Raw genomic sequence first — 20,501 nt, 5'->3', positions numbered from 1 at the left:
TTAATGGCCGAGGCTCGAGGCGCTTCAGCGACTTTGACACGGTAAGTTGTCGTCACCGAAGGAGTAGGCGAAATGGCTCGCATCGTCATCAAAGATCTCCACGAGAGCATCACGCTCGATCAGAAAGCTACGAAAAACATCCGCGGAGGCGCGCGCGGTCTGGTGGGCGGCGGCAACCATAGAACGCGGGCACCGGCTTCGCTCACCCAAAACTCACTGCGGCGCCTGTTGTCCAACAAGTAAGGCCATCAGACACATTGGAGCCAACGTCTCGCGCCAGCGCACAGAGTACACATGGACCCCAGCAGGGCGCATTCGCCCTGCCAAACACGGAGCTCGGGCGCCTATTGATAACGCTTGCCGGCACCTCCAAATCTGATGGCATGGAATGTGCAATCTACCAATTCAGGCCCATCAGGAGGTTACGGCATGAGCCTGTTACTGGACGATCTCCCCAAGAATCCGGGACGCGATCAGATCGCGGCACGTCGCGTGCGCAATTGCAACCAAGCGCCCGGGCGTCCCTTGGGGCCGCTATTCCGGCCCATGGATGCCGATCGATTGATCAAGGATAACGTGGCGCATATCGGTAGCGCGGGAGTCAGCGAAGGCAATCAGGACCAGGGCTTTCGGCCGGCTTTCCGCAATGTGGAAACCGGCTGCGCCGTGCTCGCCCGCTTCAAGGACGGCTCGCCCGCTCCCATGCACCTTCTCGACGGGCTGCCCGAGGCATGGGTGCTGGAAAAAGACGCGGCAGGGCGCGTGCTTAGGGTCAAGCCCTGCGTGATCGCGGGCTTTCTGCGTCACGGACGCTTCTATACCCGTGAGCAGGCCGCAGCAGCCGCCGGCGACGCAGATTGACTCGGGCTTCGTGAATGCAGCGACGGTACGCGGGGAGGAACTCGTCTCGCCGAGCAATGCAACCAACCTCTAGGCGGTCGGTTTCTCGCTCGATTCCGACACCAACGCCGCTTGGCGGGGCCAGGACGCCTCGCTACCGCAAAAGCCATCCTTCAGAAAGTCAGCGTGCCTTGGGTGTAGAACAAGGCCGTATTGCCATCGGCAGGGGCGTTCGGTGCGGTCTCTAAAAACTCGCCCTTGACGAGATACGCGCCGCCCAATTCCAGACGAAAATTCCCGGGGATAAGGTCGGCACGCACCCGTGCCTCAATCTGATGACCGACAAAGGAGCCGGAATTCCCGCTTGGATCGTTCAAGCCAGCCGCCGGCAGGGCGTCTTGCCTGCTGGCAAGCCAAACGGCGCGGTAGCGGACAAAGCCATTCACCGTTGGGCTGGGCTTGACATTTATCCTGGCGGCGGGCGAGTTAATGTTGCTGCGCTGTGCAAAAATTCCATAGATCCCGGTCGGCCCGAAATCTCCCCGCGGTTGCCCGTATAGGCCATCGAACCGGTTGTTCTCGCCGTCAGTCGGGTCATCGTCGCCGCTCGCGTAGTCGTACTCCAGAACGAGCCGTGGCGCCCAGGGTATATCGATTGTCCGCCCGACCTCGGCGTGCAGATAACCCGCGCGATGATCTAGATCCTTCGTGTCGGACGGCGAGTTCGTCGCTCTCGACTCACCGATTTGAGCAACACTTTCGATCTCGAAATCCCAGGCACCCGTGGCTGGCGTGCGGAAAAGGCGCAGCCCCGGCGTCAGGAGGCGGCGGTTGTTGGTCGGGAAATCCGCACGGTCACTCTCGTGCAAACCAAACACGTAACCCTCGGCCGTAATACCACCGAGCAGATTTTCCTGAACAAGGTCGACGCCCCAAAAGCGCACCTTGAAGCTTTCCACGTCGTTGACTATGTCGTTGTCGTCAAGCCCATCCCGGCTATTCGGGCGAGGCTCGAGTGGCAGCGTGTAAAACGCTTGTACCTGCGTACCGCGCGAGCCTTCCCAGATGGCGCGAACGCCGGTAAAGGCATTGGTCGTATTGCGGTAACGGTTGCGGGCCACCAATCGACGGCTGCCGATGTCTATCGTCATACGACCGGCGGAGATATCCATTTCATCGCCCGGCGCAAAAGCATCGGCCCTCTTGAGCCCGATGTAAGCGCGAACGACTTCAGCCGCATTGATATCGTCTGTCCCGATCGGGGTGCCCGCGTCGTCCAACTGAGAGCGGGAGTCCTGCACTTCAAACCCGGTATAGAACGGATCAAAGTTCGCTTGAACCCCAAAAAACAGCCTCTCGACCAGGATTTGATCGTCTCCGCTCGCGCCGGCACTGAAGGCGCCATTTAGGTTTTCGTAGCGGACGCGGTAGCTGCCGCCGATCTCCAACCAGTCCGGCGCTGACAAAGCCTCATGCAAGCGCCAAGGCGTCTGGTCCGCAAGCGCTGCGCCGCTAAAGGGCAAGACAAGGACCGCTGTGGCCGCCAGTCTCCACCACCCGGTGAATTTTGATTTACAGGCCATGCCCCCCGACGGATTTTTCTTAAAAGAACGAATCTAGCCACAGCGCTGCGCTTGGCTCAAGCGTCATTTTTGGAATCAGCCGATCAAGCGAGGGCGGCGGGGCATCTCTCTGGGCACCAGCCGTTGCTGCCGTCCCGATACCGCGCGTCCTTCGGCGCAGCGAGGATTTCGGCACAACCCAGCACCTCGATCAAGGCTAAGGCATCAGCGAGATTCCACGTGGCACTCCGGGCAAGGGTGAGCCGCCGGCGGGCTTTCAGAAGCTCAGCATGGCCTGAGTGTAAAAATAGGCGGTATCGCCATCACCGGCGGCGTTCGGCGCGTCTTTCAGAAACTCGCCATCGAAGAGGTAGGCTCCGCCCAGCTCCAGACGGAGGTTGCCAGGTAGAATGTCCGTGCGCACTCGCGCCTCGATCTGGTGCCCCACAAAGGATCCGGACGCGCCGCTTGGATCACGCACCCCGGCCTTCGGCAACGCATCGCGCTCGCTTGCGAGCCAAACCGCCCGGTAGCCGACAAAACCCTGTATGTTGGCACTTGGCTTAACCTGAACCCTCGCTCCGGGCGAGCTGATGTTGCTGCGCGCAAATGCTCCGTAGATCCCGGTCGGCCCGAACTCGAAGCGCCGTGACCCGAACAACGTATCGAAGCGGTTGTTCTCGCCATCGTCGGAATCGACGTCGCCGCTGGCAAAGTCATATTGCAATACCAGGCGTGGCGACCACGGCACATCAAACGTATGTGCCAGATGAGCGTGAGCAAAACCCGCGCGATGATCGAGATCAGCCGTATCGGCCGGGGATGTCGTCGATCTTGACTCGCCGCCCTGAAGGGCCGCCTCGATCCCGAAATCCCAACGCCCCTTCGCCGGGGCGATAAAGAGCCGAACGCCGGGAGTCAGAAGCTGGCGATTCGCTGTGGCCACCTCTGGGCGGTCGTTCTCGTGCAAACCGAAGACATAGACCTCACCCGTCAGGGCGCCGAGCAAATTTTCCTGCATGAGATCGATGCCCCAAAAGCGAACCGCGAGGCTCTCGACATCATTGGCTATGTCGTTGTCGTCAAGCCGATCCCGAGTATTCGGACGACGATCCAGTGGAAGCGTGTAAAAGGCCTGCACGCGCGTGCCCGCCGACCCCGTCCAAAGCGCATGAACTCCGCTAAAGCCATTGATGGTGTTGCGAAACCGGTTGCGGGCGACCAGCCTGCGGCTGCCGACATCGATGGTAAGACGCCCGGCGGTGAGATCCAGCTGATCGCCCGACGCGAAAACATCGTGGCCTTTGATCCCGAGATAGGCACGCAGCAACTCAACGGCATTAATATCGTCCGTTCCGAGCGGAGTCCCGGCATCATCAAGCTGGGAACGGGAATCCTGAACCTCGAAGCCGACATAGAACGGGTCAAGGTTCGCCCGGACGCCAAAGAGCAGGCGTTCGGCCAGAATTTGATCGGCCCCGCTTGCGCCCGCCCGGAAGGCGGCATCTAAAGTTTCAAACCGGGCGCGATAGATCCCACCGACCTCCAACCACGCCGGCGCGGATAAGGCCTCGTGCAGACGCCAGGGTGTCCCGTCCGCAGCGCCTGGGGCGCTAGTGGGCAAAGCCAAGACGAACGTAAGGCCGAGGCCGGAAAGCAGGCGGGGACGCTTGAAGGCGTAGCTTGCGGCCATGTCAGCCTTCCACGCCAGCGTCATTCACCGGCTCCATGGTGACGGGTCGCAAGGGGTGGCAAGGCCACATCATTCGTTATGTCGCACACTTCATAGCGTTCGTTATGTTATTTACTACATAACGCTATGTCAATTGCCGGTCGCGGGGTGCGAGCACCCCCGCACACTCAGGACGTGCGGATGGACTGAAGCGTTCGGTGACCTGCGGATCGGCGTGTCTGAGTTCAATCGATCGGTGGCAGGCCCCTGGGGGCCGCTACCGGGCGTCGGATGCCTTGGCACGCGCGCTCAACGGCGGCGCCACCAATAGAGCCCGTAAATGCCGAGATTGATGATCAACACGGCCGTACCCAAAGCGAGCGCTACGCTGCGCGTGAACACCTCGGGGTAGATCAACGGCAAGAGATGCTCTTCGATGAAGCCGCCCTGGTAACCGGTCTCGCCGGCCCTTCGACGCAGGTCGTTTTCCAGCGGGGTGAGCGGGCAGACCCAGCCAATCCATTCGATCAACAGCCCGTACAGCACGGCCGGCAGGTGCGCCCAGGCGAGCCCGGGTTTCCAGAAGACCAGCAATCCCCCGAAAACCACGAACAGAATAAACAGCAAATGGACGATGACCACGAGATCGGCAAGCGCATGATAAGACATGACATGGACTCCACGGGAGCGAGCTTAACCGGGCGCCGTCCGGTGGGCGTTGCGCAACGCTCTTCGGCGCGAATCTCATACTAAACATCCCAGTCGCTCCCGCGCCGTAACCGATGGAAATTTTTGCTGATCTCACAGTCGGGCTTGACCTGCTGACGCTGGTCGTGCTCGCGGTCATCCTTGGCATTGACGACCTCATCTTCATCGCGATTCTCGCCGATGACCTGCCCGCTAACCAGCGCGACAAGGCCCGCCTTGTCCGTGCGTGAGGCTCACCGAGCCGCTGTTCAGCCTGCAGCCGCTCGGAAGTCCATGAACTGGACGGGCCGCGAATTGCGCGGGTGAGGATTGCAAAGACGCGCGCAGCACCCGAGCAGACGGTACCGCCATGCGCACACTCACGCGCCGCGCCTGGCCTCCGCTACTGCGGACGCGGGTGGCGCTCGAGCAAGGGGATCATGCCGTCTTGGGCGGCCGGAAGGACTTGGCGCTGAGACCGTGCTTTCTCAGAAGCGTCTGCAAGTAAGAGCGGTTCATTCCCGTATTTTTCGCTAGCACGGTCACCCGGCCACCAACCTCGCGCAGGCGTTGCTCGAGGAAGATGCGCTCGGCCTGGTCGCTTGCGATGCGCTTGATTTCGCTGAGCGAATCCGCCGTGGCGAGCGAGTCCGGTTCGGCGAGGCTGCGATCCGCCGCCCGCTGCCGTGCGCCCTCAGGCAAATGCTTCAAATCCGCCGTGCCCTCGGCGAGGCAGGAGAGGCGAAAGATGAGGTTGCGCAGCTCACGGATATTGCCCGGATAGGCATAGCTCAGGAGAAACTGCCGCAGGCGCACGGAAAGCTGCACCGGCGGACGCTGCAGCTGCTCTGCCGCCTCATCGCAGAAGAAGTCGATCAGCAGGGGAATCTCGTCACGACGCTCGCGCAACGCCGGCAAGGCCACATGAATGACGCTGAGCCGGTAGTAAAGGTCTTCCCTGAATCGCCCCTCCTGGCTCATTTGATAGAGATCGCGATTGGTTGCGGCGACGATTCGCGCGTCCACGGCTATCGGCTCGTCCGAGCCTACGCGCTGAATCTCCTGCGATTGCAGGACACGCAATAATTTGACCTGGCCTTGCAGGGGCAGCTCCCCGATCTCGTCGAGGAAGATGGTGCCGCCGTTAGCGCTCTCGAACTTGCCCTTGCGGTCACTGGCGGCGCCGGTGAACGCACCTCTTTTGTGGCCGAAGAGTTCCGATTCGATCAGATTCTCCGGTATCGCGCCACAGTTGACCGAGACAAAGGCGCCGGCGCTGCGCTGGCCGTTGGCGTGAATCACCTTGGCGAAAAGTTCCTTGCCGGTGCCGCTTTCTCCCTCGATCAGCACCGGCAGGCTGGTCGGCGCGGCTTTCTCGCCGATCTCCAGCGCCTCGAGAAGCTTTGGGCTCTCACCGAACACCCCCTCGAAAATAAAGCTGCGATCCAGCAAGGCCTGGCGGCGCTGCGGCGCACTCGCCGGGCGCTCTTCGGGCGTATCGGGCGTATCGAGCGGTTCGAGCGCTCGCCCGGCGCTGGCCTGGACGAAACGCTCCTTGCGCGAGAGGGTCATGACCTTGGCGCGCAGCTCACCGCATTGGCCGAGCAGCTTCTGGATCTGCGCCCGATCCAGCTGTTGCGCCCAGCGCAGCGTCGAGCGCAGTATCTCGATCTGCTCCAACAGCTCGCCGTAGGCGCTCGTGGCGGGTTTCTTGAATGTAAAGCGTTTCATCGGGCACCGGCGATCTGTTTCTGCACCAATTGATAGTACATGCCCTTTTTGTTTACCAGATCCTGATGCGGCCCCTCCTCCACCAGCCGTCCTTGGTAGAGCACGAGGATTTTATCGGCATCCATGACCGTGCTGAGCCGATGGGCGATGACAACAGCGGTTCGCCCCTTCAGTATCTCACGCATGCTCCTGAGGATGTTGCTCTCCGACTGCGTATCGAGCGCCGAGGTCGCCTCGTCGAAAACCAGCAGGCTGGGATCGTGATAGAGCGCGCGGGCGATGCACAGACGCTGGATTTGGCCGCTGGAAAGCCCCATGCCGCGCTCGCCGACCACCTGTTGATAGCCCAGCGGAAAGCGGCTGATGAACCCATGCGCGTCGGCAAGCTTTGCGACTTCAACGATCCGGCGCTGCTCGGGGTTATCCTCGCCAATGGCGATGTTCTCGGCGAGCGTCCCCGAGAAGAGCAAATTGTTCGCCATCACATAACCGATGTGAGCCCGGTAGTACTCCTTGTCGATCAGCCCGAGATCGTAGCCATCGACGCTGATTCGCCCTTCCGTCGGCAGATAGAAACCGACGAGCAGCTTGGCGAGCGTGGTTTTGCCGGAACCGCTTTGGCCCACGATCGCCACCATCTCCCCCGGTTTGATGGCAAAGCTGATGTTCTCCAGCACGTACGGGTTCTCCTTACCGCCGTAGCGGAAATAAACGCCCTCGAAGCGAATATCGCCGCGAAGGTCCGGCAGGATAATCCGTGAGCTGACCTCGGAGGCTTTTTGCTCGGGCTCGAGATCCAGCACGTCGCCGAGCCGTTCCATGGCGACACCGGCCTCGTTGATCTGATCCCACAGCCCGACGAGCCCCATCAGGGGCGCCATGACACTGCCCATCAGCATGTTGAACGCAATCAGCTGACCGATGGTCAGCTCCTGGTTGAGCACCAGATTGGCGCCCACCCAGAGAATGACGATGGTGGTGGCGGCGCTGAACAGCTGCCCCATCGTCCCGACGATCGCCTCGAAGCGCTGCGCACGATAGTTCACATCGAGCGATTGGGCGTATTTCTTCTCCCACTTCAGCCGCAGCGCCCGCTCGATCCCCATGCCCTTGACCGTCTCGGCCGCGGCGAGGGTCTCCATCAGCGTGGATTCGGCTTCGGTGGACGCGCTGAAACTCGAGCGCGCATAGTTTTTTATCTTCGGCGTAATCAGTACCGTCAACAGCAGAATCGGGACGATCATCATGATCAGCAGCAACGTCATCTTGACATTGTAGAGAAACAGCACGATGAAATAGACGAAAACCATGAGCAGATTGAGCAGCGTGGTGATGGTCGACTGCGTGAGAAAGGCGCGAATCGTGATGTTCTCCTGAAAGCGGGCGAAGATATCGCCCGTCTTGCGGGTGGCGAAAAACGAGATCGGCAAGGACAGCGTGTGCTTGAAAAACTGCGACATCATGGCGAAATCGAGATTTCGAACCATGAAGCTCGCCAGGAAACCACGCAACAGCCCCGTGAGCTGAGTGAATAGATGGGCGATCACCAGGCCGACGATCAGGACGTGCAGCAGCTGAAAGCTCTGATGGACCACGACCCGATCAAGGATGTTCTGCACGATGATGGGCGGCGCGACGCCCAGCATCTCTATGATCAGGGTCGCCATGGCCAAATGCCCGAGTATGCCCTTGTACGGCCTGAGATAGCCCACGAAACGCACCCAGGGCGAGCGCCCCGTGGCGATCTCCACCATGTCCGTGCCGGGCGTAAAGAGTAGGCAGGTGCCGGTCCAGCCTTTCTCGAAATCCTCCAGCGTCATCTTGTTGAAACCGAGCGCCGGGTCGGCAACCCAGACGTGACTCTTGGAAACGCCGTAGACGACGATGTAGTGGTAACCTTCCCAATGGGCGATGAAGGGCAGGTCGAAGCCCAGCAAGGCCTGATAAGTACACTTGACCGCCCGCGTGGTGAACCCGAGCGACTCCCCCACCCGCGCCAGGCTGTCCAGCGTCGCCCCTTCGGTCGTGACATTGGCGAGCTCACGCAGCTTGCCCAAGGTCATCGGGATGCCGTAGTGCTTACAGATCATCGCCAGACAGGCCGCGCCGCAGTCCATCTCCTCGGCCTGCGCCACCAGCGGGAAGCGCTTGAGCACGCGTTCGCCGAGTCCCGCGCGGCTTTTGAGATCGAGCAACACCCGCCGGCCCCGGCGCTCGGCGAGCTTCTTTTGCCGCAGCAGGTCGCGTTCGAGAAAGCGGATCCGCTCCTCGAGGAGCTCCTTGAGCTTGGGGTTGCGCTCGAGTATGAAATGAACCGTTTGCTGGCGGATGACGATAAGCGTCGTGTCGCAATCGGCGATGGCGCTGGCCACCTGCTCCTGCTGAAGCAAGCAGGATTTTTCCCCGAAAACATCGCCCTGGCGCAGGCTGGCGAGCGGATACTCCCGCCCTTCCTCCCGGCGGACCAAGCGAACCCCGCCTTTGCGGATAACGAAGAGTCGCTGCTCATCGCGCGCGTCCTGCTCCAGGATCACCTGACCGGCGCGCACGCGCTTTACCCCGATGCTGCGAATGAGCTCCTCGAGCTCGTTTTTGTCGACTTTGCGGCGCAGATCGAACAGCCGCGTGACGAATCCCCCGGCGGCCTGAATCGCCGCGTAATGCGCGATGTAGGTCTCCGCCTGCTTGTTGTTCGCGAGGATCGCGCTGAACGCCTGTCGCGGAATATGAATCAGCTCGGTGCGTGAGGAGGCCCGCACCGAGGACTCGTGCCGGTATTCGCGCAAGGCGGCGATTTCGGCAAAGACCTCGCCCTCCTTGCGAATGCCCATGCTGATTTCTTTGCCCCGGTCCTCGGTGAAAATCCGCACGGCACCGGATTTGATGACATAGAGGCCGCTCTCGGGCTCACCGACATTGCAGACCGTCTCGCCGAACTCATACACCCTGATCTCGGCCTGATCCTCCAACACCTCCAGCTGTTCTCGGCTGAAGGCGGAGAGAATTTCGACCGTGGCGAGAAAGTCGGTGAGCGATATTGTATTCACCAGCTGCTCTCCTGCACGCCTTCGCTGTCGGACTGTGCTCTGCCGCGAACTCCTCGCCCGCACCCCATGCGCGCCGCCTCCTCGTCACGGTGTCAGAGCACTTCCAGATGATGCTCATGCGTGCGGGCTTCAAGCCAAGCCCGATAGACGAGGCGGCGCACTTCTTTTTCGGTATCGCTGTCGAAAATGGCCGGATGCCTCGCCTCGATCTTGAATATCTCGTAGAAAAGCTCATCCGGTGTCTGGAACGGACCGAGCAACTCGCCTGCCGAAGCATTGAACACCTTGGCTTCGCTCTCCTCCTGCAGCTCGCCGCGCAGCACCTTGCCGACCAGTCCGCCGTTGTGCTTCGTCTCCTCGTCGAGCGAATGCTCGCGCGCGAGCTCCGCGAACATCTCGGGCTCCTCCTCGGCCAAAGAGAGAATCTCTCTGGCCTTGCTCTCGGAGTCCACGACGATGTGGCTGATTTCGATGCTCTCGAATTTCGGCGAGTTGAGACTGAAATACTCCTGAATGGCCTCCTCGCGACGGATCTGCTCGAGCATCTTCTCCTTGTACAGCGTGTCCGTGATATAGGCCTCGAAGTCGTCCAGACTCACCCCGAGCTGCTGGAGGAACTCCTGCGTGTCCTTGGCTCGATGCAGTCCTTCGACCCGGCGTATTTGATCGAATCGCTCCTGAACTTCCTCGATCGTAACGTTCACGCCGGCGCGTTTTGCGGCGTGCACCGTCAGCTTCTCGCTGATCAGCTCCTCGATCAGGTTGTCGAAGCTTCCATTGAGCTTGAGCCACTTGACCAGCCCTTCCGCGCTGATTGTTTCGTCGTCGATTTTTGCGACTTCCATTATGGGTCACCTCCGTTTTTCTCTGGCCAGATAGCAGGATTCGGCGAGCTCACCAAGCACTCACCTCGCGCAGCGGATCCAGCGCCAGATCGATGAGGCGACGCTTGCGCACCACGATCTCGGCGGTACCGGTCATACCGTAGCGCAACGGAACCTCCGTGTTCCCGACCGAAAAGAAATCCCGCTGCATACCAATACGGCCTTCGTAGGTTGGCTGTTTGTTCTGCAAATTCGCGCTGGCCGTCGGAGAGATATACTCCAGCGTCCCTTCGATTAACCCGTAACGCTGGTAGGGAAAGGCAGGGAACTTTAGCTTCACCGGCATGCCCTCGCGCAGAAAGGCACGGTCGGTTTCATTGATCGACACTTGCAGCACCGGCCGCGCGCCGGCGGGCGCGATGCTCGCGATGGGTTTCGAGGCAACCACCTTGTCCCCGCGTTGGTTCAGCGCCAGCCGCGTAATCACCCCGGAGACCGGGGCACGCACCAAGAGCAGATTCTCTTCGTCGATGTCATCGAAGCTCACCCGCGCCGCCCCTTCGGCGGCGGCCCGCGCGATGCGCAGCTGTGATTGCTCCGCATTCTGCAGGCTGGCCAGCTCGAGCTTTTTTTGCGCGTATTCGGTACGCAGGCTCAACAGCTTCTCCGATGTCTCCTGGATCTGCACCCGGCTGCTCTGGTAGACCTTGCTCAAATCGACATCGAACTGGGCCAGCTCGGCTCGGGCCAGATCGTAGGCGGTTTGCTTCGCCGCCAACTCGCGGCGCTTGGCGTCCACTTGCTGGCGGGAAAGCCCGCCGCCGCCCGGTGAGCGGTGCAGACGCTCGTACTTCCTGGCTTGCGCGCGCGCGTAGGCGAGCTCATTCTTCGCCTCCTTCAAGCGCGCGCGCGCCTTGCCGAGCCGGATGCGCTGCTCCTCGCCGAGCTTGGCAATGGCCTCGTTGAGGCGCTTGTCGTGCAACCGCTGGGCTTGATCTATTTGAACCTGAAGCAGATTCAACTGCTGCTCGATCACGCGCATGCGATCCGGAAGCAGCTCATGCTGCTGCTCGGCGTCGGTCAGCTTCAGCTTGGCCTGCAGGGCGTTAGTCGCGAGCTGAATGGCGTCGACGGCTTTGACGCGGGCGAGCACGTCGCCCTTGGAAACGGGCATTCCCTCGGCGAGATAGATATCGACCAGCTCGCCGTCGACCGGAGAGTAGATGCGTCGCTCGTCGGCATCGGGGCCGAGTACACCGCCGGCCTGCACAATGACGTCGGCGTGGCCGATGAAAGACCACGCGGCGCCGGCCATCAGCAATGCAAAGAGCAGCAGGATCAGCGCGCGCGTGAGCCGCGAGGGCTCGGAGGAGAGGATTGTGATCCCCTCGGCGCTGTGATCCTCCAGCGCATCCTGCAAGGCGGGTTGGCGTTCGGGCCATTTATCGCTCATGGCTCATGATCTCCGGTGGACCCGGCAACAGCTTCAGCTTGGCCTTCAGCAACGAGGCATCCATGACGATCCGCATGTCCTTGAGCCATTGACGCTGCCGCTTGACCTCCGCGAACAACTTTTCGTAGAGGCCTCGCGCCGGGGCCGGCGACGGCTTTTGCAAAAGCTCATAGGTGCTCATCATGTCGCTCGCCTGGGCAAAAGCTCGCGAGAGCAACCCAGCCTGGCCTCGGTAGGCCTCGGATACGGCATCCTCCAGGCGCAACAGGCCGTCGATTCCACCCTGCGCTTGATAGCGCCTCCAGGCCGCGCTGGCTTGCTGGAATTGCTGCTTCGCCTTTTGCAGCGCCTCGGTCCGGTAGCTCTGGTAATCGTCCGCCAGCGCATGGCGCAGGCGAGCGTCACCGCCGGGCTCGAGACGGTTGTAGAAGGCGAGCAATTTTTGGCCATACCCGGCGCTGCCTTTTGCCTGCCCGAGCAAACGGTAATCGTCCAGTACCCTTCTATAGCGCTGCAATCGTTGCTGCGCCACCTCGCCCCAGGGGCGCCCGGCAAGCCGCTGCAGAAGCTCGAAGGCGCGATCCCACTCGCCCTGCGACCAGGCGTGCTGAGCTTTCTCATACTCCTCGGCGAGCTCCGGCGGCGGGAGCTTTTCAGCGATCTGCGCTTGCGCCGCCTGTCGAAACAACGGCGTGGCAAATTGCCCCTGTCGATTGAGCCGCAATGCGACATCGAGCTCATGCCGCCCAATCGCTGCCTGAATGGCCTTCCACCGCTGCAGATCCTTCAAAACCCGACCCATGCCGCCAACGCGCGGGTATTGGCTCTGGAATGCCTTCAAAGTCCGTTCCGCAGCATCCGCGCGACCGGCCGCCAAGTCCTTGCGGACGCTTCGCGCAAGCTCCGCGATGGCATTCACATAGGTCGATTTCTGATTCTGCAAGCTCATCAGGTGACTCGCCACACGGACCCCCATGGGGCGGAACTCCGGCACGTAATCGATGAGCCGGGTCAACCGGTTGCGATGCGCGTGCGAATCCTCCTCCCACCACTCGACCAGCTCGGTGATCACTGCCTCGTCGCGAAAAACGACGATCGGTGCGTGAGCGCCCCCTCGCTTGGCTACGAATTGCTCCAGCCGCCCGGCCCATTCGATCAATTCGAGCATGCTACGGGCGTCGTCGTTGAACTTGCTCAACCGCGCGGCCGACGCCAGAACGTCCTCGGCCGCCTGGAAATCACCGGCCTCCAACTTGCTCATCCAGGGCGGCACCACGCGCTTGGCGAGCGACTCGGTGCCGAGCAGACCGATACGCTCGTTGCCGGGGTCCGCCTCCAGGTGGCGGCTGGCCAGCGCGGCACTCTCGGCGTAGCGCCCCTCGGTCATCAGCTCGCGGATGGCGCGTTCGGGGCTGCCCTTGAGATAAAATCCCAGTGCTATGGCGATTGCCATCAACCCGCCGGCGAACCCGAGCCAGAGCCAGCGGCGCTGGCGACGCTTCGGACCGTCATCGGCGAAGGCCGCCTTGACCTCGGTCAACAATATCCGCAGCCGCGCGAGCGGGCCCCGGCGCCGCGGTTTGCCGGCGCTTCGGCTCGCCTCGAGCGCCCCGTGCCCGCCCGATTCTGCGCCGGCCGCTTCCCCGGCATCCCCCGCCCCCTCGGCTTCCGGACAGAAAGCATCGAGGAAGGAGTCGGCCGCCGAGACGAAAATCGTGCCCGGCTCCTGGCTGAGCGCCTCGGCCGCGACCGACTCGAGCTCTATGCGATAGCTGAAGAAGTTGCCCCCGAAAGCGATGCTCGCCCGGTCTTCGAGCCGAGCGGCGGCGTTCACGCGTTCTGCGTTGAGGAAGGTGCCGTTGGTGCTGCCCAGATCCTCCACATAGAGGCCGTCCTGTCGCCGGAAGATCAGGGCGTGACGGCGCGATATGTATCGGGACTCCTCGGGAAAGCGGGTCTTGTAGCCTGCAAATACGCCCACATCCTTGCCGATCAGGAACGGGAAGTGCTCGACCGCGATGGGCTCGAGCGGGGTCTCCCCGTGCGTCGGCACCAAAACCAGGGTCAATGGCCCACGCTCGGGTTCCGCTACCCGCTCCTCGCCGATTTCGAGCCGAAAGCAAAGCGTCCCCGCAAAGCAGACCTCGTCTGCGTCGGCGAGAGATACGGCGCGCCGGTGCACGGCCCGCCCATTGACGGTCGTACCACCGCGGCTGCCCAGATCGACCACATGCAGCGTGCCCTGGTGGCGAAACAGCTTTGCGTGATTCGCGGACAGCCCGGGCGCGGCCCCCTCGGGAAGCGAGGAAAAAGGGGCCTCGGCCGCACCGATCGCGAAGAGATCGTCACGAACGACGATCTCTCCGAGCTCCAGGTGAGTCAGCGGCTTGAGCGTGAACTTCATAGCCGATCCCCTTCAGGCGGCACGGCGGGGGCTGTTACTCCTTATGGCTCCGCGAGACGAATTCAGGCGGCCAGCCGCCCCCCAGCGCTTTATACAACGTGACGGTATCGGCGAGAATCTGCTGATGTAAGGTCAGTAACAACAGTTCTGCCGACAAAAGGCTGCGCTGCGATTCGAAGACCTGAAGCTGCGAGACCATGCCGTTGTCGAGCTGTGCCCGAATTTGTCGATTTGCGGTTCTGAGATCTCTCAGCTGCTCCTTGAGCGCGCGCATCTGCCTCTTACGGAAAACGAGGCTCACCAGCGCATTTTCCACTTCCTCGTAGGCTGTGAGGACCGTCCTGCGGTACTGCTGCTCCGCGATCTTGGCCCGCGCTTGGTTAACCCTGACGTTGGCCTTAAGCGAGGCATCGAAGATCGGCACGTTGATCGCTGGAGCGAGCCCCAGCGTGAAGCCCTTGAGCAGCGAGGAGAGCACTTGGCTCGCCACTCCCCCATTGGCCGTCAGACTAAACGAAGGTAAGCGGGCAAGCCGCGCCTGCCCCGTCAGATTGTAGGCCTGGAGCACACGATATTCTGCGGCGATGATATCGGGCCGGCGCGCGAGCAAATCGGCCGGCAGCCCGGCCAGAACCTTCGGCACACGAACCTGCTCGAGCAGCCCGACGACCGGCACGTGCAGCTCTCCGGCGGGTATGCCCAAAAGCGTCGCCAGCTGATTCTCCGCCACCTGGCGCTGGCGTTGAAACTCGAGCAGCAGCTGTTGCAGATTCCTCACCTCGGCACGCTGCTGCAGCACCATCGTCTGGCCAATCAGGCCATCACGATATTGTCTCTCATAAATCTCCAATATCTGCCGGTTCTTGGCCAGGAACCGGCGCTGCTGGCCACGCTGCTCGTCGAGCTGGCGAATCAGGAAGTAGATACTGGCCACATCCGAGGCCAGGGTGAGGTAACCGGCTCGCCAGTCCGCCTGCGAAGCCCGCAACGCCGCTTGCTGAGCTTCGACGCCCTTGCGCAGTTTACCCCAGATGTCGACCTCCCAGTTCAAGGCGCCGCTTGCACTGTACTGACGGGTCGTGCTCGGGTCGGTGAATTTGCCGGGAAGGATCTCCGTGCGCGAGCGGGTAATGCTCGGCTGCGCCGTGGCGGTCACTCTCGGCAGTCTCGTGGCCCGTGCCTGCCCGACGCCGGCGCGCGCCTCCATGATGCGCCCCGCGAGAATCTTGAGGTCGATGCCCTGCGCAATGGCCTGGTGAATGAGCCCGTCGAGATACGGGTCCTGGAAACCGCCCCACCAGTCAGGCTGAATCGCCTCCACCGCAGCGCGCCCGCCGGGTTGGGTCGACCAGAGATGCTTGCTTGGTGCCTGAGGGAGCTCGTAGTCCGTGCCGAAGAACGTGCCGCAGCCGCTGAGCAGGCCCAAACTCATCCCGACCATGAGAAGGCGGCCGACCGCCTGACGCATGGCGGATTTCGTGGGGAGTCTGGCACGATGGACCCGCATGGCTTGCTGCCTCTTCACGGCATGCCACTCCCTCGAACGATAGAGATGGCACGGCCTCGTTTTCATAAAGTTTGAACCATGTCACCCGGTGGTCAATACGGCCGTGGGGCGCGGGCCCCGCGGCCGCGCCATCAAGCCGATTGGTTCTGGAAAATGCTGGCGTTTTGCTCGATGCGGTTGTTGTCACCGAAGGCCAAGGCCGTCTGCTGCACGACCGCAAACTGAGCCTGCGAAGAAGTATTCACACCGACCCCCAGCGTCTGCGCAAAGGCGAACGGAAACGGGAACCGGCGACTGAGCTTCTGCATCATACGCTGCATGGAGTAGTGGCGGACCACGGCGCCGAACAGCGCGCCTTGACCGCCGGTGACACGCAGCCGCGCTTGGCGCTCCAGGCTCTTCTCGGCGCTGAGATCTTGGATTTTGATGGCTGACATGTGGGGTCTCCTCTCAGTCAAATTAGGCGGGGCGCCGCAGAGGGCCCCCGCCCGTTTCGAGCGGGGCGTTCAGACACGCTGGCCTTGGCCGATAATCGCGCTTAAGTCGAATGGCTTCGGTCCGCCGAAACCCACCGCCGTGTTGTTGATTACGGCCACCTGGATCTGCGGGCTGATCGTCTGATTCAGCACGATGGGTGAGTGAAAAGGCTTGAGACTGCCGCCGTACCAACCGCCTTTCACGCTCAGGCTCGCCTGCCGATCCAACGGCTTGGTCGCGCTCAGGTCACGGATCATGATGCTCGCCATGGTGTCGTACTCCTTGCTACTGTGAATTGCAGAGATTTCTCGATCCGAGAGCCCAATGCTCTCGTTGTCTGGGTATTTGCAGCTTGCATGCCAACGACCGGAACCCGCTGGAAAATAAACTTCATCTAATTGTTTTTAATAGTTATTTGCCAATTCGAGAAGAGCGGAGGAGAGGTTTGCGAGGCACGCTGGCCGACAACGGAAGTTTGTTATCGGCAAACGTTTTTTCGTGACACTATGCACTAGCAATCAACAACTCGACTTCCCGGCCGCATCCGTGCTTGCGCAAGCCTCGTCTTGCCACATGCCGGCTCCGGGCGGCCCCCCGCCGCCAGCGCTTGCGCCCCGAGCACCGGCCGTGCGATCGGCAAAAAGATCCCCGGCATCGATCCAGAACCTAAAATAAGGGAGGGCACCTCGAAGTCCCTCCGAGCTGGCGGACGCACCAACCACAAAGGGCATGACGATGGCGCAGATTGTATCGGTGCATTCCTATCGGGGCGGTACCGGCAAGAGCAACATCACGGCGAACCTCGCCTATCTGCTGGCAAAATGCGGCGAGCGGGTGGCCGTGCTGGATACGGACATCCAATCGCCCGGCGTTCACCTGGTCTTCGGGATCGAGCCCGAACGGATGGTCTACACGCTCTCCGACTTCGTATTCGGGCGATGCGAGCTGGCGGAGACGGTCTACGATATCGACCGCAACTGCGGGCTGGTCGATGGTCCCGGCAAGCTCTTCCTCCTGCCCTCGAGCCTGGCGGTGGATGATATCTCCCGCGTGGTGGCCGAAGGCTATGATGTCCACTGCTTCGACAGGGAGTTCAAGCGGCTGATCGCCGAGCTGCGACTCGATTTCCTGTTCCTGGATACACACCCGGGGCTCAATCGGGAAACCCTGCTCACGGCCGCCATCTCCGACCAGCTGCTCATCCTGCTGCGGCCCGACAAACAGGACTATCACGGAACGGCCGTGCTGCTCGAGGTGGCCAGCCGCCTGCAGGTGCCGAACATCTTCATGGTGGTCAACAAGGTCGCCGAACGCATCGATCCGGAGACGATGCGCAATGAAATCCGCTCGGCCTACGGCCACGAGGTGATCGGTATTCTGCCGCTGGATGCGACCATGGCCATACTCGGCAGCCGGGAGCTGTTCGCCGGCTGCCAGCCGCAGCATCCGCTGACCCAAGAGCTGACCGCCATCGCCAGCCGACTGATGAGCGAAAAAAATGCATGTCGACCACAATAAACCGCAAGCGCCTGAGCCGCCTTCGGCTATTCCACGGCCGTGAGAGGACGGCGCATGGCCTCGATCGTCAGCTGACGATCGAATCGCCCCCGCATCGGGACGACTACAGCACGCTGCACCGCCTGGCAACAGCGGGCGAGCACCGCCTGGTCGTCTCGCTTGGTGGTGGGGCCACGGCGGGATTGTGCGGCAATATTGCCCTCGCCCGCCTGCTGGAGGAGCTCGATTTGAAAGCGCACATCAGCGAGCTTTGGGGAACCAGCGCCGGCGCCGTCGTGGGGGGAAGCTGGGCAAGCGGCACAAGCGCTTGCGAGATGCTCGCCACGATTCGCACGCTCGGCCCGAAAGACGCGGTCGACCCATGCCATGGGGCAATTTTGCGCTCCTTGCTGCTGCGCCCGTTCGGGCGTTTCCTGCCCGCTGGCCTCATCCGGGGCCGGCGGCTCGCCACGCTCATCGAGGCTGCCCTGAAGACCAGGGACTTTCAAAGCTGCACCATTCCATTTCGCTGCATCGCCTGCAGCGATGATGGGCTCAACCGGCGCAAGGTCTTCCGCACCGGACCGCTCTTACCCGCCATTCTCTCGAGCATGAGCCTGCCCGGCATTCTGGCGCCACGGCCGGCGCTCGCGCACGAGGACTGCGGCTATTACGACGGCGGACTGGTGGAGAAAACCCCGTTGATCTCGCCGATCGCCGAGCACCTGCGCAGCGGCGACACGCGCAAGCTGTTACTGATCGCCACCCATTTCAGCAGCGACGAGCGCCGCAAACCGGCCCGCGGCTTCATCCATCGTTTCATACAAAGCATCTACGCGTTGGAGGAGGCGCTTTGGACATACCAGCTCAAGGAGGCACGACAGCGCTACCGAGGAGCCGTCACACTACTACTACTGAACCCCCATATCGTCGAACCGACGCTATTCGATTTCCGCCATGTTGCCGAGCATTACCTGCGGGCACGTGAGAATTTCAAGAAAAAACTGCGAAACGGCTCGCTCGCCCTCACCTTCGGTGCCGACTGAGCCTGCCCGATAGATGTGATCCGTGTCGTTCTGACGGCGCGCGTGTGCCCTCAAGGGGCAATATACTGCGCGAAAAAGTCATCGACCTCCTTGCTGACCCGGCTTCGATCAATGTTGATCTCAAAGGAGCCCCGCGCATTGAGCAAACGCTCGGGGCAGTGAAACAGCAGCAACTGCTCGCCCAAGGCAAGGCTGTCTCCGTGGCTCAGATACCACGCCCGTGCGGCGGGAATTCTTTGGCCGTTGACGTAAACACCATTGCGGGAGCCGATATCCACGACGAAATAGCGCTCGTCCTCGCAGGCAAGGTAGGCGTGCTCACGGCTGACGGTGGGCGAGGCCAACACGAGATGATTCGTCTCACGGCGCCCGATATCGGTACGCGCGCGGTTGAGCTCGACGTTCTGACCGACGTCGCCACCATGGATCACGATCAGCTGCGCCGCAGGCGCGCTGGCGCCATCGTTTCTCACCGCGCTTACATGAAACGCTTTGGTCGAAGTGTCATTCTCTTCCATCGTCACTCACTCCGGTGCGCTCGCGAGACCAGCCGCTTCCGGCGATGACCACGGCGGTTCGCGCCCGCGCGATCCACACGCGGTGGGGTGCACGCTTCGTCAAATCCGCGCCGCCGACGGCCTGCCGGCCGGCGGACAGGCCATGGGATTTCTCAAACCGCCGCCGTCAGCCGATCTCGTGCTGTATCTCCGCAAGCGAGTGAGCCGGCGGAATGCCGGCGTCGATGCTCTCGCCAAGCTGATGCTCGATCTGACTGGTCGAGAACAAACCCCGCACTTTCTGCTCCTTGGTGACTTCGTCGACGTCCAGCACCAGCACGTGCTGGCGCTCGAGTTGACGCAACGTCTCGACAACATGGCCTACCAGGGCGTTGCGCACACTGAGCAGATTGAGCCCGATGATCTCGCCTTGCGGTGTCATCATCGCCTGTACCCGAATCGACGAGTGCGGAGTGCGGGTTTCCTGAACCAGCTGGACGGGACGTACATCCTGTATGTCCCTTGCGGTGATGACACCGATTATCTCCTCTTGCTCGTTGATCACCAGCAGGAGGCGCACACCGACCCGTTTCATTTTCTCCAAGGCGGCGTCTATCGAAACATCGGGACGTACGGTAACTGGCTTCACACGGCGGAAATCGGTCATGACCTCCACGGCCGGGCTATCCCAATGCACGATTTCCGGAGGCTCCTCCGGGCGCTCGAAGGTTCGTCCTGGCTGCAAGTGGATATGGGAAAGGACTGCAAACTCACGCTTCATCGCCGAGCTCCTTTACCTGCATCCCGATTGAGGTGCCGGAGTGAAGGCTTCACCCCACGCAGTTAAGCCTTCCCTCGGGCCGCACGGTACGCAGCCGAGCCCAGAGCCCGGAGTCGGGCGTGGCAAAAAGCTCTCCACACCGCTCTCCCGCGCCACCTGGATGACCACGACCACCGGCACCCTCCGCAACGTTCCTGTTTGCGCTCCATAGCGCAGCATAGGATCCTCATAACCAGTGTAGATGATTTGTCTTTGTCTCTCAGGTTACCGACCCTGTCCCAGTATCACCCGGAGCGATGCACGGCGCGCCGAAATACGCTCGGCGCAGCCCACGCCGATACCCTTACCTGCTGCTGCGCGGCCTATTGCGAGGTCGCGGCATAAAGTGCGCGCGAAGAATTGTCTAATGACGGGAAATGCGGAGGGAAATCCAGTTCGATAATGAGCTGCCGCCGAGGCCGCAAAGACGGAAATCG

The 20,501-nt window shown here is 61.8% G+C and carries 17 protein-coding genes and 1 pseudogene; 5 read left to right on the top strand and 13 right to left on the bottom strand.

Features of this window, described 5'->3' with window-relative positions:
* The first annotated feature begins 72 nt into the window (after window positions 1-72).
* Both AC52Q4_RS09555 and AC52Q4_RS09550 read left to right on the top strand, forming a co-directional pair.
* Entirely contained in the window at window positions 73-243 is a 171-nt protein-coding gene (locus AC52Q4_RS09555) for a hypothetical protein (protein ID WP_495536567.1), read from the top strand.
* A 186-nt stretch (window positions 244-429) separates the two neighbouring features.
* Entirely contained in the window at window positions 430-861 is a 432-nt protein-coding gene (locus tag AC52Q4_RS09550; RefSeq protein WP_495536566.1) for a hypothetical protein, read from the top strand.
* Window positions 862-1,013: 152 nt separating this feature from the next.
* On the opposite strand, the gene AC52Q4_RS09545 is transcribed toward AC52Q4_RS09550, so the two are convergent.
* From AC52Q4_RS09545 to AC52Q4_RS09535, 3 genes are all read right to left on the bottom strand, one after another.
* Complete coding sequence (locus AC52Q4_RS09545) at window positions 1,014-2,423, bottom strand: alginate export family protein (RefSeq protein ID WP_495536565.1); 1,410 nt, start codon at window positions 2,421-2,423, stop codon at window positions 1,014-1,016.
* A gap of 256 nt (window positions 2,424-2,679) precedes the next feature.
* Entirely contained in the window at window positions 2,680-4,119 is a 1,440-nt protein-coding gene (locus AC52Q4_RS09540) for an alginate export family protein (RefSeq protein WP_495536564.1), read from the bottom strand.
* Window positions 4,120-4,383: 264 nt separating this feature from the next.
* Window positions 4,384-4,743 (bottom strand): DUF2784 domain-containing protein, encoded by a 360-nt coding sequence (locus AC52Q4_RS09535; RefSeq protein ID WP_495536563.1) that lies wholly within the window; start codon window positions 4,741-4,743, stop codon window positions 4,384-4,386.
* A 113-nt stretch (window positions 4,744-4,856) separates the two neighbouring features.
* Between AC52Q4_RS09535 and AC52Q4_RS09530 the strand changes: the two are divergent.
* A pseudogene (locus AC52Q4_RS09530) lies at window positions 4,857-5,003 on the top strand (TerC family protein); the annotation flags it as partial.
* A 196-nt stretch (window positions 5,004-5,199) separates the two neighbouring features.
* Here AC52Q4_RS09530 and AC52Q4_RS09525 read toward each other — a convergent pair.
* The 8 genes from AC52Q4_RS09525 to AC52Q4_RS09490 all read right to left on the bottom strand — a co-directional run bounded on the left by AC52Q4_RS09525 (window position 5,200) and on the right by AC52Q4_RS09490 (window position 16,473).
* Entirely contained in the window at window positions 5,200-6,492 is a 1,293-nt protein-coding gene (locus AC52Q4_RS09525) for a sigma-54 interaction domain-containing protein (protein WP_495536562.1), read from the bottom strand.
* Window positions 6,489-9,539 (bottom strand): ABC transporter transmembrane domain-containing protein, encoded by a 3,051-nt coding sequence (locus AC52Q4_RS09520; RefSeq protein ID WP_495536561.1) that lies wholly within the window; start codon window positions 9,537-9,539, stop codon window positions 6,489-6,491. The genes AC52Q4_RS09525 and AC52Q4_RS09520 overlap by 4 nt, the downstream gene beginning before the upstream one ends.
* A gap of 92 nt (window positions 9,540-9,631) precedes the next feature.
* Window positions 9,632-10,384 (bottom strand): peptidylprolyl isomerase, encoded by a 753-nt coding sequence (locus AC52Q4_RS09515; protein ID WP_495536560.1) that lies wholly within the window; start codon window positions 10,382-10,384, stop codon window positions 9,632-9,634.
* Window positions 10,385-10,433: 49 nt separating this feature from the next.
* Window positions 10,434-11,816 (bottom strand): beta-barrel domain-containing protein, encoded by a 1,383-nt coding sequence (locus AC52Q4_RS09510; protein ID WP_495536559.1) that lies wholly within the window; start codon window positions 11,814-11,816, stop codon window positions 10,434-10,436.
* The gene (locus AC52Q4_RS09505) at window positions 11,806-14,220 is read right to left on the bottom strand and encodes an FHA domain-containing protein (protein WP_495536558.1); all 2,415 of its coding nucleotides are present in this window, start codon (window positions 14,218-14,220) and stop codon (window positions 11,806-11,808) included. The genes AC52Q4_RS09510 and AC52Q4_RS09505 overlap by 11 nt, the downstream gene beginning before the upstream one ends.
* Window positions 14,221-14,254: 34 nt before the next feature.
* The gene (locus AC52Q4_RS09500) at window positions 14,255-15,688 is read right to left on the bottom strand and encodes an efflux transporter outer membrane subunit (RefSeq protein ID WP_495536557.1); all 1,434 of its coding nucleotides are present in this window, start codon (window positions 15,686-15,688) and stop codon (window positions 14,255-14,257) included.
* 170 nt (window positions 15,689-15,858) lie between these two features.
* Entirely contained in the window at window positions 15,859-16,164 is a 306-nt protein-coding gene (locus AC52Q4_RS09495) for a hypothetical protein (protein WP_495536556.1), read from the bottom strand.
* 69 nt (window positions 16,165-16,233) lie between these two features.
* The gene (locus tag AC52Q4_RS09490; protein WP_495536555.1) at window positions 16,234-16,473 is read right to left on the bottom strand and encodes a hypothetical protein; all 240 of its coding nucleotides are present in this window, start codon (window positions 16,471-16,473) and stop codon (window positions 16,234-16,236) included.
* Window positions 16,474-16,933: 460 nt separating this feature from the next.
* On the opposite strand from AC52Q4_RS09490, the gene AC52Q4_RS09485 reads away from it, so the two are divergent.
* On the top strand, window positions 16,934-17,722 hold the full coding sequence (locus tag AC52Q4_RS09485) for a MinD/ParA family ATP-binding protein (protein ID WP_495536554.1): 789 nt from the start codon (window positions 16,934-16,936) through the stop codon (window positions 17,720-17,722).
* Complete coding sequence (locus AC52Q4_RS09480) at window positions 17,707-18,747, top strand: patatin-like phospholipase family protein (protein ID WP_495536553.1); 1,041 nt, start codon at window positions 17,707-17,709, stop codon at window positions 18,745-18,747. Before AC52Q4_RS09485 ends, AC52Q4_RS09480 begins: the two co-directional genes overlap by 16 nt.
* Before the next feature lie 50 nt (window positions 18,748-18,797).
* Here AC52Q4_RS09480 and AC52Q4_RS09475 read toward each other — a convergent pair whose 3' ends face one another.
* Window positions 18,798-19,265, bottom strand: a complete 468-nt coding sequence (locus tag AC52Q4_RS09475) for an FHA domain-containing protein (protein WP_495536552.1) — start codon at window positions 19,263-19,265, stop codon at window positions 18,798-18,800.
* Between the two features lie 166 nt (window positions 19,266-19,431).
* Window positions 19,432-20,025, bottom strand: coding sequence for a CBS domain-containing protein (locus AC52Q4_RS09470; protein ID WP_495536551.1), 594 nt, complete (start codon window positions 20,023-20,025; stop codon window positions 19,432-19,434).
* Between the last annotated feature and the right edge of the window lie 476 nt (window positions 20,026-20,501).

The organism is Nitrococcus sp., from assembly GCF_059432795.1.
Note: the sequence above shows the minus strand (reverse complement) of the source record. Positions and strands in the feature narration are given on the sequence as shown.

Bases quoted from the DNA above. Each gene is read 5' to 3' on its own strand.
- AC52Q4_RS09475 (WP_495536552.1), bottom strand. From the start codon at position 19,265: ATGGAAGAGAATGACACTTCGACCAAAGCGTTTCATGTAAGCGCGGTG.
- AC52Q4_RS09500 (WP_495536557.1), bottom strand. From the start codon at position 15,688: ATGCGTCAGGCGGTCGGCCGCCTTCTCATGGTCGGGATGAGTTTGGGC.
- AC52Q4_RS09470 (WP_495536551.1), bottom strand. From the start codon at position 20,025: ATGAAGCGTGAGTTTGCAGTCCTTTCCCATATCCACTTGCAGCCAGGA.
- AC52Q4_RS09480 (WP_495536553.1), top strand. From the start codon at position 17,707: ATGTCGACCACAATAAACCGCAAGCGCCTGAGCCGCCTTCGGCTATTC.
- AC52Q4_RS09515 (WP_495536560.1), bottom strand. From the start codon at position 10,384: ATGGAAGTCGCAAAAATCGACGACGAAACAATCAGCGCGGAAGGGCTG.
- AC52Q4_RS09540 (WP_495536564.1), bottom strand. From the start codon at position 4,119: ATGACGCTGGCGTGGAAGGCTGACATGGCCGCAAGCTACGCCTTCAAG.
- AC52Q4_RS09550 (WP_495536566.1), top strand. From the start codon at position 430: ATGAGCCTGTTACTGGACGATCTCCCCAAGAATCCGGGACGCGATCAG.
- AC52Q4_RS09555 (WP_495536567.1), top strand. From the start codon at position 73: ATGGCTCGCATCGTCATCAAAGATCTCCACGAGAGCATCACGCTCGAT.
- AC52Q4_RS09490 (WP_495536555.1), bottom strand. From the start codon at position 16,473: ATGGCGAGCATCATGATCCGTGACCTGAGCGCGACCAAGCCGTTGGAT.
- AC52Q4_RS09535 (WP_495536563.1), bottom strand. From the start codon at position 4,743: ATGTCTTATCATGCGCTTGCCGATCTCGTGGTCATCGTCCATTTGCTG.
- AC52Q4_RS09485 (WP_495536554.1), top strand. From the start codon at position 16,934: ATGACGATGGCGCAGATTGTATCGGTGCATTCCTATCGGGGCGGTACC.
- AC52Q4_RS09495 (WP_495536556.1), bottom strand. From the start codon at position 16,164: ATGTCAGCCATCAAAATCCAAGATCTCAGCGCCGAGAAGAGCCTGGAG.
- AC52Q4_RS09525 (WP_495536562.1), bottom strand. From the start codon at position 6,492: ATGAAACGCTTTACATTCAAGAAACCCGCCACGAGCGCCTACGGCGAG.
- AC52Q4_RS09545 (WP_495536565.1), bottom strand. From the start codon at position 2,423: ATGGCCTGTAAATCAAAATTCACCGGGTGGTGGAGACTGGCGGCCACA.
- AC52Q4_RS09505 (WP_495536558.1), bottom strand. From the start codon at position 14,220: ATGAAGTTCACGCTCAAGCCGCTGACTCACCTGGAGCTCGGAGAGATC.
- AC52Q4_RS09510 (WP_495536559.1), bottom strand. From the start codon at position 11,816: ATGAGCGATAAATGGCCCGAACGCCAACCCGCCTTGCAGGATGCGCTG.